6 protein-coding genes are annotated in these 13,763 nt (G+C 43.0%); 4 read left to right on the top strand and 2 right to left on the bottom strand.

The window, feature by feature from the left end; translation table 11 throughout:
- Positions 1–249 precede the first annotated feature (249 nt).
- Genes WJR50_RS07770 through WJR50_RS07755 form a run of 4 tightly spaced genes read left to right on the top strand, consistent with a single transcriptional unit; the run spans position 250 to position 7,939 of the window.
- Positions 250–1,287, top strand: coding sequence for a FecR family protein (locus WJR50_RS07770; protein WP_341292681.1), 1,038 nt, complete (start codon positions 250–252; stop codon positions 1,285–1,287).
- Between the two features lie 57 nt (positions 1,288–1,344).
- The gene (locus WJR50_RS07765; RefSeq protein WP_341292680.1) at positions 1,345–4,890 is read left to right on the top strand and encodes a SusC/RagA family TonB-linked outer membrane protein; all 3,546 of its coding nucleotides are present in this window, start codon (positions 1,345–1,347) and stop codon (positions 4,888–4,890) included.
- A 19-nt stretch (positions 4,891–4,909) separates the two neighbouring features.
- Positions 4,910–6,403 carry a RagB/SusD family nutrient uptake outer membrane protein gene (locus WJR50_RS07760; RefSeq protein WP_341292679.1) on the top strand — a complete coding sequence of 498 codons (1,494 nt, stop codon included), beginning with the start codon at positions 4,910–4,912 and terminating at the stop codon, positions 6,401–6,403.
- Between the two features lie 60 nt (positions 6,404–6,463).
- Positions 6,464–7,939: a gluconokinase gene (locus WJR50_RS07755; protein WP_341292678.1), complete on the top strand. Its 1,476-nt coding sequence runs from the start codon at positions 6,464–6,466 to the stop codon at positions 7,937–7,939.
- 33 nt (positions 7,940–7,972) lie between these two features.
- Here WJR50_RS07755 and WJR50_RS07750 read toward each other — a convergent pair whose 3' ends face one another.
- Positions 7,973–12,079, bottom strand: a complete 4,107-nt coding sequence (locus WJR50_RS07750; RefSeq protein WP_341292677.1) for a chemotaxis protein CheB — start codon at positions 12,077–12,079, stop codon at positions 7,973–7,975.
- A gap of 84 nt (positions 12,080–12,163) precedes the next feature.
- The gene (locus WJR50_RS07745) at positions 12,164–13,762 is read right to left on the bottom strand and encodes a GAF domain-containing protein (protein WP_341292676.1); all 1,599 of its coding nucleotides are present in this window, start codon (positions 13,760–13,762) and stop codon (positions 12,164–12,166) included.
- Position 13,763: the final 1 nt, after the last annotated feature.

Below are 13,763 nucleotides of genomic sequence, written 5' to 3'. Positions count from 1 at the left end.
GGGTATTGAAAAAATTAGATTAGACGATTGATAAACCTAAACCAATATTTACGGTTCTCAAAAAGAGCATAGCCATAGAGAGGATGTATTTGTTTGAGTTTCCTCCGGTTTTCAGGTATTTTCTTTGTTTTTGTACTAAATTTAGAAGTCAAAATGTATGAATATTGAAAAAATAAAAAAATACTACCTCCTTTTTGAAGGTGTTTACCCTTATCAGGAACACTTTCTTTCAAAGAGCTTCAAATACTGATGAAATACGAATATTTTCATGTTAACGATTTTGTGACTGATCATTTCTTTCAGCAGTGGGTCAGGTCACCCGATGAGTTCACCAATAATTTCTGGGAGCAATGGCTCAGAGATCATCCGGACAAAAGGGATATTATCCAACAAGCCAGAGTGATGGTCAAATCCATGGAAATTGAAGAGGTGCAGTACAGTGAGAGTGACTTTCAGGAAGTAAAACACAATATCAAGGCTCAGCTTTTTAATGATAGAGCTCAGCCATTCTCAAAAAAGAATAATACTTTTTCTCCCTCTACACATCTAAAATGGGTTAAATTAGCTGCTGTCGTAAGCGGGCTTATACTGCTGAGTGTTGTTCTGCTACAGCAGTGGTTGCCTCAGACTGAAACTTACAGTACCGGAAATGGAGAGCAGAGAGAAGTAGCACTCCCTGATGGCTCGCAGGTCTTTCTCAATGCCAATACTACTCTGGAAATAGCTGAAAACTGGAATGAGTGCAGAGAAGTATGGCTGGATGGAGAAGCTTATTTTGAAGTGGCAAAAAAGAAAAAAGCGCACTCGGAAGAAGAGTTCAGAAAGTTCACTGTGCATGCTCAGGAGATAGATATAGAGGTTTTAGGTACAAGTTTCAATGTGTTTGACAGAAGAAATGTTACCTTGGTGATATTGCAAGAGGGTGTGGTAGAGCTTAAAAAGAAACAGGCACAGGAACCGGGTCTTAGGATGGAACCCGGAGAGTTGGTGAGCTACTCTAATCATGATCAGTCTTTTGAGCGGAAAAGAGCTAACATACGCACTAATCTGGGTTGGAAAAATGGGAAGCATACCTTTGAAGCTACGCCCTTAAGAGCAATAGGTCTGATCATAGAAGATATTTATGGGTTGGAAGTAAGGCTTGCGTCTGAAGAGCTGGGTAGGCGAAGGTTTAGCGCTAGTGTAACTTTTGGTGAGCTTGATGTACTTCTTAACCTTATTGCCGAATCTATGCAGATAAATATTGAACATCAGGATGGAGTGATTACAATCAGTAAAAAACACTGATGAAAGTATAAGTACAAGAAGAGATAGGTCTCATACTAACAACAACCTAAAACCTACATGATGAGTCCGTTTTTTTATTCCAGAAAGAGAAAGCTTCTCTTTTTTATTTTCTGCTGTTGCAGCATTGCTGCTTTTTCTCCCTGCCTCACTTTCGCAGATACTGATACCAAAACTCATTTTCTTTTTCAGAATAGCATCCCGCAGGATAAAATTTCTCTGAAGGAAGCACTGAGTCGCCTGGAGGCCCAGTTTCAGCTGAGGTTTGCCTATGATGAAGCTTTGGTGGAAGATAGGGTTTTATCAGCCTCGGATTTTGAAGAGATAATAAGTGCAGAGGAGACTTTTCTTAAAAAACTGAGGCAGTACCTGGCTCCTCTAAGCCTGGAAATCAACAAGGTAGGTGATTATCTGGTGGTTATGCAAAGCAAGCAAAATAAAGATAATAAGGAGATAGGCCGAATTCAACAACAGGGACAGTCACTGAATGAGGAGTCTCAGCAATCTCAAGAGGCAAGAAGCCTGAACAGGGCAAGCCACAAACGGATTGAAGAAGGAATTAGGCTAAGAAGCGTAAGCGGGAGTGTATCGGATGAAGATACAGCTATGCCTCTGCCGGGTATCAATGTGCTGGTGAAAGGAAGCAGTAAGGGAACCGTAACCGATGCAGAGGGTAGGTATCAACTGGAAATAGGAGAAAAGGCCAGCACCCTGGTTTTTTCTTCTGTTGGTTATACCACCCAGGAAGTAGAAATAGGTAATCAAGCCCATATTGATATTAAAATGACTAGTGGTTTGCATTCCCTTTCTGAAGTGGTAGTAGTAGGCTATGGTACCCAGCGTACCGAAGAGGTAACAGGCTCAGTGGTAACTGTCGACATGCAGAGCGTAGAGGATTTACCTGTATCCGGCCTTGACCAGCAACTGGCAGGACAGGTAGCAGGGGTTCAGATCAGTACCTCTAATGGCATACCGGGAGGAGGCCCCCAGGTACAGATCAGAGGAGTAGGCGCGGTAGGTGCGGGCAGCCAGCCCTTATATGTCATTGATGGATTCCCCCTTTCTTCTACTTCTACTGAGCGATTCAATCCTATGAATGATATTCCTCCTGAGGATATCGCCTCTGTTTCAATCCTGAAAGATGCTTCTGCCACCGCTATATATGGTTCAAGAGGAGCCAATGGTGTGATCATGATTACCACCAGGCAAGGTGAAAGTGGAGGACCACGCTTCAGAGTAGGTGTTTATAATGGCTGGCAGACGGTAAGCGACCAGGCTCGTCCCGACCTGATGAATGCTCGTGAATTTGCCCAGTATAGAAAAGAAGCGATCATGGATCGTATCCGTTTTGAAGAAGGGCGTGAACCCACCGAGGCAGACATACCAGAGATATACAGAGATCCCGAGCAGTTAGGAGAGGGAACGAATTGGTTTGACGAAATTACCAGAATAGCTCCTATCCAAAATGTTAACCTGAGCTTCGGTAGGGGAAATGAAAAGCTTAATTCTTATTTTTCTGCCGGCTATTTTCGTCAGGAAGGGGTGGTGCTGGCTACCGGTTATCAGCGTTTTACCTTTAGAGTTAACCTCGGAGCCGAGCTGACAGATCGTTTGAAAGTAGGTATCAACCTCGCTCCATCCTATTCATTGAGGAAGCGGTCTGTTACCGGAGGCTTAGGAAGAGGAGAAGAAGGTTTTGGCGAGGCATTGGTAGCCAGTCCGATCTCACCGGTATACCATGCAGATGGCTCTTACAATATGATGATCTCCTCTCCGGGTACTTTTGAATACCCAAATCCGGTAATGGTTTTGAAGGAAATAGATGATGACAGAACCCGTGCCCGCACTTTGATGAATACTTTTGCAGAGTATGAAATTGCTGACCACCTTACCTTCAGATCTACCTTCAATACAGACTGGCAGCATGAAGATGAAGATTACTTTCATCCATCCACGGTGGGTTATGCTTTTCAGCCTCCGCCCACTGTGCCTTCTGCCAGATATGTGCGCAATACATTTTTTAACTGGCTGAACGAGAATACGCTGAGCTATCAGGGTGAGTTCGGCAATGGTCATTCCCTTAGTACTTTGCTGGGATATACCGTACAGAAGCAGACATTAAAGAGTAGTAAATTTATTGGAGATGATTTTCCTGATGATGAAGTCAAAACTTTGAATGCTGCCGGTAGAATTACCGGAAATACATTTGAAGAGGAATGGGCTTTGCTCTCTTTTCTGACACGGGTAAACTATAATTTCAGGAATAAATACCTGCTTACGGCTACTGTCAGGCGAGATGGCTCTTCAAGATTTGGAAACAACAATCGCTGGGGTACTTTTCCTTCCGTAGCCCTGGGATGGAGATTATCCGACGAACCTTTTCTGAATCACATGGATTGGCTGAGCGAATTAAAAATCAGGGCTTCTTACGGCCTGAGTGGTAATTTTGATATTGGCAACTACACCTATTTCAGCCAACTGCTTTCCAACGATTATGTATTCAATGAAAACCTGGCTGGAGGGAGAGTCATGAGCACATTGGGGAACCCTGACCTAGGCTGGGAGAAAACCCGAGAGATGGACATAGGCTTGGATATTGGCTTCCTGAATAACAGAGTGTTTTTTAGTGCCGACTATTACAAGAGAAACACCGAAGACCTTTTGCTCAATGTAGAAATTCCCACCTCTTCCGGTTATGGGCAGGTTACTGAAAACCGGGGAGAAGTACAGAATCAAGGGTTGGAACTGAGCTTATCTTCACGAAATCTGGTGGGTGCAGTCCTAAGCTGGAGTTCTAATTTCAATATAGCATTCAATAAAAATAAAGTTTTGGCACTGGGGCGTAATGCTGCGCCTATCCTGTCGGGAAAGACAGGCGAAAAGAGTCCCACCCATATCACCAAGGTAGGTCTGCCCCTGGCTATGTTTTATGGTTATGTGTTTGATGGTATATATCAAAATGAAGAAGAAGTAAAGGAGGGACCCTCTTTTGCTGGAGCAATACCCGGCAACCTACGTTTTAAAGATATGGATGGTGATGGGATGATTACTCCCATTAAGGATTTTGATATTATTGGCAGTCCGTATCCGGACTTTATTTTTGGGCTTACCAATCAACTGTCCTACCGGAGTTTTGATCTAAAAATCATCATGACCGGTTCAGTAGGTGGTTCAAGAATACGGGCTTATAATGAGTATCTCAATAATATTGATGGTGTTTTTAATGTAAAAAGAGAGGTAATTGATCGCTGGCGTTCTCCTGAAAATCCGGGAAGTGGCCTGGTTCCTACGACCAACGGTTCAGGTAGAGCAAGGGTAATGTTCAGAGATGTCAGCTCGCTTTGGGTAGAAGATAACTCCAATCTGAATGTAAAAAACGTTAGCGTAGGCTATACGCTAGCTGAAAATGTAGCTGATGGTGTATTCCAGCATGCCAGATTGTATCTCAGTGTGCAGAATGCCCTCTTATTTACAAAATACAAAGGTAATCCTGAGGTGACCAATTATGGTGATCGTGCAGGAGGAGGAGCATTAGTGCCGGGGCTTGACTATTCGCCATACCCTGTACCCCGGGTATATACATTAGGAGCTAAACTTAGTTTTTAGCACATCTTATTTGCGAAGTATGAGAAACTTGAGCTATTTTTTATGTACTCTCCTGATCACTGCCTGTACAGATATGCTGGAGGTGTCCCCTGTTTCATCGGTTAGCGGAAATACCTATTACAAAACTGAGCAACAAATATTAGGCGCAGTAAATGGTGCCTATGGACATTTACAGACTTTTTATAACACTGCCGATAAGACTAACTTCTGGGCAATGACCGAGATGCGCTCTGATAATACTACTTATCAGTTTAACGAAGCAGACAGAGGTGAGCAACAAACTGAAGAGTTGGATGAATTTCTGATCACTACTGATAATTATGATGTGCAACGCAACTGGGATGTGATGTATCAGGGCATACAGCAGTCTAACATTATCCTTAACAGAATTAATGATATAAGCTTTGAAGACCCTTTGCTTAAGGCACAGTACAGTGCTGAAGCCAGATTTATGCGAGCCCTGTATTATTTTCATCTGGTACGCTTATATGGAAAGGTCCCTCTCATCACAAGGGAAGTAAATGTACCCGACGAAGCATTTACACAAGCTAGAGCTTCTGTGGAGGAAGTATATGCCCTGATCATCAATGACCTGGAGAATGCGATCTACAGCCTTCCTGATGCTTATGATGTGGAGAATCGTGGACGTGCTACCCGTGGAGCGGCACTAACGATGCTGGGTGAAGTTTACTTAACCTTAGGTAATTATGAGTTAGCCATTACAACACTGGATCAGGTAACTCAGCTTCAGTACGACCTGTTAGCAGATTATGCCGACATATTTGATCCCGCAAACAAGAACCATCAGGAATCAATCTTTGAAATCCAGTTTAATGCTGAACTTGAGGGAGAAGCGAGTAAATATGCGTATCGCTTTGTTCCTTTCAACTCTGCTGCTGATATCATTGGTTTTACGGATTTAGGCAAAGGACATGCGGGCTATAATATTCCTACCAGAGATATACTGATGGCTTATGAGGCAGGTGATCAACGGAAAGAGGCATCAATAGCATTTTATGTTTCAGAAGATAACCACCGATATGATGTAGCTATAGGAGACTCAATTCCCTACATCAAAAAGTTTGTACATCCCTTTGAAGAGCGTGGCCGTACAGATGAAAACTGGCCGGTATATCGTTATGCTCATGTATTGCTCATGCTGGCAGAGGCTTATCTAGAAGTGGGAAATAGCAGTGCAGCACTTGGTTATCTCAATCCGGTACGTATCAGAGCAGGATTAGGGCCTTTGGATGAAGTAATGAATACGGAGGAACTTAGAGAAGCCATTTATCACGAGCAGAGAGTAGAGTTAGCGTTTGAAAATCATCGCTGGTTCAATCTATTACGGACGGGCAGAGCTATAGCAGTGATGAATGCCCATGGTAAAAACCAGAAAGCTTTACAATCCCGGCTTAGTGATGCAGCCTACAATGTGCATGAATACATGCTTCTTTACCCTATACCTCAAAGAGAAGTCAGGTTGAATAACTTTGAACAGAACCCCGGTTGGTAAAAGCCAGGTAGCAAAGAGAAATGCATTTCAACTTCTGATGACAACTCTTATCTTGCCACAATGAAGGAGATTTCAGATCATGAGCAGGTTATTATAGGGCTTGACGTAGGTACTACCGGGGTTAAAGTGCTGGCTGCTAATCCTTTGGGAGAGACGATAGCTGTTGCGGAGGCCACCTACTCCTTGTCTCAGCCTGAAGTAGGATATAGAGAACAGAATCCCGAAGAAATTCTGAAGGTCACTGAAGATGTACTAAAGCAGGTCTTGGACCAGCTAAGCAGGCCAGTGATGGCTATATGTTTTGGCGCAGCCATGCACAGCCTTATCGCAGTGGATAAACAGGGTAAACCTCTGACACCAGCCATCATTTGGGCAGATGTTCGTAGTAGCGCCTATGCCTCAAGCTTAAGAAAAACCGAAGTCGGCAGGCAGATCTATGAAGCCTCCGGTGCTCCTATACATGCTATGCTGCCCTTATGCAAAATAGCCTGGCTAAGAGATCATCAACCCGCGCTTTTCAAAAAAACGCACAAGTTTATAAGCATTAAGGAGTATTGCATTGCGCAGTGGTTTGGTCAGTATATCGTAGATTACGCGATAGCCGGGGCTTCTGGATTGTGGAGCAAAAAAACATGGGAGTGGAACAAACAGGCCCTGGATTGGGCAGGAATAACAGAGCAGCACTTATCTCAGGTAGTGGCCCCGACCTATCAATTAGGCAGACCGACTTTTAGAAATTTTGACCATCCGTACATCACTGAAGATACCAGATATATCCTAGGAGCCAGTGATGGGTGTCTGGCTAACCTGAATGCCAGCGGCTTTAACCAAAGAGAAGCTACCCTGACGCTGGGAACCAGCGGAGCCATCCGCGTTACCGCCCAAGATACATCGCCTGACCCTGCCATGAGCATATTTGATTATTACCTAACGGAGCAATATCATGTAATTGGAGGGCCAACCAATAACGGAGGTATTGTGCTGGACTGGCTGAAGCAGAAATTTTATCCGGACATTACAGACACTGCTATCATTTTGCAAAAAGCTGAGGCGGTAAGTGTCGGAGCAGCAGGACTAATTTGTCTGCCTTACTTTTTTGGGGAGCGGGCTCCCTTGTGGAGAGAAGATGTTTCGGGCAAGTTTTATGGTGTACAAAGTCAGCATGGAAGAGACCATTTTGCCCGTGCTGCTTTGGAAGGCATTGTGTTTAACTTGTACGGAATTGCTCAAAGCCTTCAGGCGGCTTCTGCCAATCCGATTCAGGGGCTGTGGACAGATGGTGGCCTTACCCAGTCGGATTTTATGGCTCAACTGATAGCCGATGTTTTCAATCTGCCGGTATACCGCTCCGCAAGCACCCATGGCGTGGCTCGGGGAGCAGTACTTCTTGCCGCTTATGCGCTAGAGATTACCGCAATAGACGAAGTGCTTCCTGAAAAGAAAAATGTCTTTCTGCCAGATGAAGAAGCCCATAAAGTACTCTCAAAGGCCTATGAAAAATTTGTGCGTTTAAGAGATGAATGGAAAGAGAGCTAAAAGAAAAAACATGCGCCTCACAACTTTTTATTTTCAGCTTCCGGTATCAGGGCTTTCTTTTTTGATAAAAATCTTGAAGATGGTTCCTTCTTCTTCTTCGCTTTCTACTTCTATAAACCCGTCCTTATTTTCTACCATACGCTTTACCATATAAAGGCCAATCCCAGTTCCCTCTACATGCTTATGAAAACGTTTGAACATTGAGAAAAGCTTTTTCTGTTGTCTTTCGTTCATGCCTAGTCCATTGTCTTCCACCTCCAGCACTACATAATTGTCCTCCTCATAAGAGCGTATGTCTACTACTAACTTACGTTCAGGAGATTTATACTTGATGGCATTGCTCAACAAATTGTAAATGATACTTCTCAGGTTGATTTGAGAGTAATACAGCTGATCTACCTTCAGGTCTTCATGGATTTCCGGATTTTCTTCTTCAATAGCGTGCTTGATATCCTCTTTCACATTTTCCAGTGTTTCTTTGATGGAAACAAATTCACTAATGCTGTCAGGATTGCGCTGTACCTTGGTAATTTCGGCGAGTGCTTTGAGCGTATTCTTAAACTTTTGTATGGAGGTATCCATTTTTTCCAGCACCATGTCACTTCTCTTGCCATCACCACTTATTTCATTTTTCAGAATAGAAATAAGGCTCTCAAGATTGGTAATAGGTGCTTTCAGGTCATGGGAAGCGGTGTAGACAAAGTTGTCCAGATCTACATTGATACGCTTCAGGTTTTTATTGCTAAGTGTCAGTTCTTCCTGTACTTCTTTTAGCTTGCTCACATCAATCATGGAGCCCAGCACCCGGTAGGGCACCCCATATTCATTATGAAGAATATAGGCACGATTGTATACGTAAGCGTAAGAGCCATCTGCTTTTTTAAATCGGTGTTCAAATGACCATTGCTTATCTCCATGATTAATTACTTTATCCAGATCATTTTTCACCTCTTCTACTTCTTCATTGTGCAGATAGCTGAACAGAGCATCAATGCCTGGTTCAAGCTTTTCCCGCTCATAGCCAAAGATTTCTTCAAAGGAGTCGTTCCACCAGAACTTGTTGGTAACCATATTCCAATCCCAAATGGCATCATTGGTAGCCTGTGCTACCAGCCTGAACCGCTGTTCGCTTTCTGTAAGCGCTCGGGTACGGTCTTCTACTCTCTTTTCAAGCTCGGCATTGAGGCTGCGCAGCTTCTCTTCTCCTTTCTTTACCTCCTCATAAGCCACAAAGAGTTCCTCTTCGGCCTCTTTCTTTTCCTGTATATCGGAGATGGTCATGGCAACCCCTTTTTTCATGGGAGCAGCCAGTACTTCTATCCATATATTCAGCCCTTCGTGCTGATAATGTATCTCCTGGCGCAATACTCCTCCCTGGGAGACGATTTTCTTCATTTTTTTGAAAACGCCTTCTTTCTGCATGCCAGGCATTTCTTTTAGCAGGCTTTTACCAATCAGATGATCAGGCTCCTTCCCGATGATATTCTTGATTGCTTCATTGGCCATTGTCCACCTGAAGTCCACAATATTATCCCCTTCATAAATACAGTCAAAAGCCATAATACCATTAGGAGAGCTTTCCAGTACTCCACTCAGCAGGTTATTGAGTTGCTTGACACGGGTGATGTCTACAAACGTAATTACTGCACCGTCTACTGATTTGTCCTGACGGATATAGGGCAATATGCGCATCAGGTAATACTGGTTGTTGGTTACTTCCAGTTCTTTTTCTATTACCTCGCGAGTCTCTATTACTGAGCGAATGTCTTCTACGAAATGATCATACTTAATATTGTACGATAAATGATTGATAGGACGACCCACATCAGAATCAATGAGGTTAACCTGTTTGGTTACTTCAGGAGTATACTTTCTAATGATTAGCTCTCTATCTACGAACACTTGCCCTATATCTGAGCTACTGAAATAGTTGTTGAGGTCATCGTTTAGCTCAACCAGTTCCTTAATCTTGATCTGGTGTTCGGCGTTGACAGTATGTAACTCTTCATTAAGGGACTGCAATTCTTCATTGGTACTTTGTAGCTCTTCATTGGATGATAACAACTCCTCGTTGCTGGATTGCAGCTCCTCATTAGAGGTTTCCAGTTCCTCTACTGTAGTTTGTAAGTCTTCCTTGGTTTCTTTCAGTTCTTCTTCCAATTCGGTCAGGCGGTCTATGTTTACCTGATTGTCGTAGCTATCAGAATCATCATGGACGAATTGCTCTGTTTTTTCTTCCCGGAACAGTACCAGCAAAAATTTTTGCTCGTAATGGTGAGGTGACAGGTAGGGCTTTACTACCAGGCTGATGGTACGCCGCTCTTCTCCTTTTCCAATCCGTATGCGTTTGGAAACGATCTTCTCATTTTTGGAGATTGCCTTCCTCAAAGACAGCGTTAGGGCAACAGCGATCTCCTTGGGTACCAGCTTAAGCAGGCTCATACGCAACTGGTTTTCGTGCAGGTGCAGAAATTTTTTATAGTCACCAAGCGCCTGCAGCAAATCATAGTTTTCGTTGATAAAAACCGCGGCATAGCCTAACTCTTCTATCATGGCTTCGTGAAAAGCCTCTTTCATTTTAACCTCTACCGAAGATTTTTTGGGCTGTACATTGGGCGTTTTCTGAATCTCCTTGGGCTCATTGTTAATTTCACGGCCTTCAAAAATGAAAGACTTACTTTTATTAGTGGTCTGGTAGATGTTCCACTTTTTGCTAATCACTTTCAGGGAGTCCTTGATAGACCCTGCACTTTCGCTGGAGCCAAGGAATAAATATCCCCCCACATTAAGAGAGAAATGAAAAGTTTCCAGCACTTTCTTTTGGAGTTCACTACGCATATAGATCAGCATATTGCGGCAGCTAAGCATATCCATCTGACCAAAGGGAGGGTCTTTGATAATATTATGCTGTGCAAAAATGACCATCTTCCGGATATTCCGGTTGACGATATAGCTTTTTGCGTCTTTAGTGAAATGTGCGTTCAGCTTATCACGGGGCATGTCATTCTCTATACTTTGTGGATAAACTCCTTTGGCAGCGATTTCAATTGCCCGGGAATCCATATCGGTAGCAAAGATCTTCACATTCAGCTGTTTCCCCAACCGCTCCAGGTGCTCATTAATGAGAATCGCCAGCGTGTAAGCTTCTTCCCCGGTACTACAGGCAGTTACCCATATCTTCAGTTGTTCATCATTCTGTTTTTTGTTGATCAGCTCAGGAATTACCTCGTCTCTGATGACTTCAAAAGCAAAAGGGTCTCTGAAGAAGCGGGTCACTCCTATGAGAAACTCATTGGCCAGCCTGTCTACCTCATCAGGGTTATTGAGGAGATAAAGGGTGTATTCTCTAAGCTCATTGATACCTGTTTCAGACATCCGCTTAGAGATTCTTCTTTCCAGCGTCTTTTTTTTGTAGCAGGTAAAATCGTAGGACGTACTATCCTTGATGAGTCTCAGGATTTTCTGGAAAGGGTCCAATCCATCAAGCTCATTCAGGTTATCGTGACTATGCTGTTTACGCACTACCTGAGGGTAGCGCAAAATTTCCTCAGACATAAGCTCGGGCGGAAGGATAAAATCATAATTGCCCGAAGCAATGGCATTGTTAGGCATTCCGTCAAATTTGGCAGTAGCAGGGTCCTGAACGATGACCATACCTCTACGTTCTTTGATAGCCGCAATGCCTTTGGTACCATCGGAGCCTGTACCTGAAAGCACTATGCCTATAACTCGGTTGCCTTTATCCTCTGCTAGGGACTCAAAGAAGACATCAATGGCATTATTGGGAATGGAAGAAGAGGGTTTATCAATAAGGTGTAGTCTTCCATTTCTGATTACCATATTGTTTTTGTTGGGAATCAGATAAATACAGTTGGGTTCTATCACCTTTCCTTCTTCTGCTTTAATAATTTTGAGCTTAGTGTGCTTGGCCAGAAGCTCATCCATTAAACTTTTATAATTAGGAGAAAGGTGCTGGATTACTACATAAGAAAAGCCGTTTCCTTCCGGTATATTGTCAAAGAGTTCATTAATGGCCTCTAAGCCTCCCGCTGAAGCACCCACACCCACAATGAAATGGTTTTCCTGCATTGCTTCAGCTTCTTTGTTGATTATCTGATCAGAAGCTTTTTTATTTTGCATGAATTCAACTTAAAAAAATAGAGCCTGATAACATTTAATGGTTAAGTAAAAGTAACTAAAAAGGGTTTTTGGCTGTGTAAAGGGCTATTCCTGCAAATCCATTAACACCTTTTCCAGTAATACTGTTCGGAGATTTTTTGCAACTTCTATCAATTCTTCTTCCCAGGGTTGGGCCGTGAACTCCACTTTCTCCTGCCATTTTTTAAACGAGTTTCGCGGATGATATCTTTTACCATCTTCTTCAAAACGAATTGCTTCATTGGGATTTCCACCCCAGTTAACGGTCTGTACAATTTCAGGCCTGAAAAGCAAAAGATAACCTTGTGGAGAATGAGAAAACTGAATAGCCAGCAAGCCACTACCTACCTCTTTATAGGTGATAGCCGTCCGTACATGATCAGATAGAGATGAGGTGATGAACATTTTCTCCTTATTGAAAAGCCTAAGCCATTTTATAAGCTCCTGAGCCTGCTCTTTTGAAGGTATTTTGCCCAATCCTTCATATTGATTACCCCAGAACAGGGCAGCGCCACCCGCACGAAAAAGCTTTAGAAGTATATCGGATTCCATTAAAACTTCATGATCAAACTCTTTATGTTTATGGATCAGCTCTAAAAGTTTTAATTCTAATGTACGTCTGCTGCTAAAGTAGTTCAGCCTCTCCTCCCTTTCCCGTGAGGCCAATTGAGAAGAGATGAGTTCTGAAAGGACCTCAAAAGAATAACGCAGCTCAAAAGGGACATGCTTGGGAGTAGTATGGTGGCAGGAGATAAGTCCCCACAACTTTCCATCTACAATAATGGGTGTAGACATGGATGCCTGCACGTTCATATTTTTCAGATATTCTACATGTACCTGAGGAACACTCCTGAGGATGCAGTCCGAAATATCTGTAAAACCATTAATTAATGGGTTAACAATAGGGAATAGCCTGACAGGCTCAAAATTTACATCGGGAATTAGCCGGTAAGGATTCTTAAAATACAGCTCTCTTGCCTGTTTGGGGACATCCGAAGCAGGGAACTTTAAGTTAAGATAGGGCTCAAGATCGCCATTTTGTGCTTCGGCAATGACAGTGCCGTTCCACTGTAAGTCAAACTGGTAAAGCATGACCCTATCAAAACCTGAGAAACTTTTAATTTCATTAGCAGCCATCGCACCAAATTCAGCCAGGTCTTTTGCCTGCTGTAGCGTAGCCATAATGTATTTGATCTCCTGATAAGCACTGATAAAGGTGATATCGGTAGTTTCGTCTTCAATAAGCTCCAACTCCACTAGCAGGTACTCCTCATGAAAATGAATGACCCCTGCAAATCGCTGGAGACCCTCTGATGTTTCAAGGTGAAGGATGTGGGGAATATTATTATTCAGCTTTTGTCGCTCTATTTTTTGCTGAAAAGCTTCAAAACCATTGTTGGCAAACAAAGAAGCAAAGGGCTTGTCAATGATCTCTTCCAAAGCTTGGCCCAGACTTGTACTTACATTTTCGCTGATCTGTACTATCTTATAGGATTGGTTAAGCAGAATTAACATACCATGCGGCTGAATCAGGTTGAGAAAGTTAAGAGGGATACTTCCACAAAATTCGGAGTCTCTGGAAGTTCGGTCACCTAAGCCTTGACTCTTGGAAATTTGAGCGTTCTCCTGATTACCAGGATTTTGTTCGTGATCTTTTTTATTCATT

This window comes from Catalinimonas locisalis (assembly GCF_038039535.1).
Classification (GTDB): Bacteria; Bacteroidota; Bacteroidia; order Cytophagales; family Cyclobacteriaceae; genus Catalinimonas.
The sequence above is the reverse complement of the archived record's forward strand: the minus strand, read 5'-3'. Positions and strand labels throughout refer to the sequence as shown.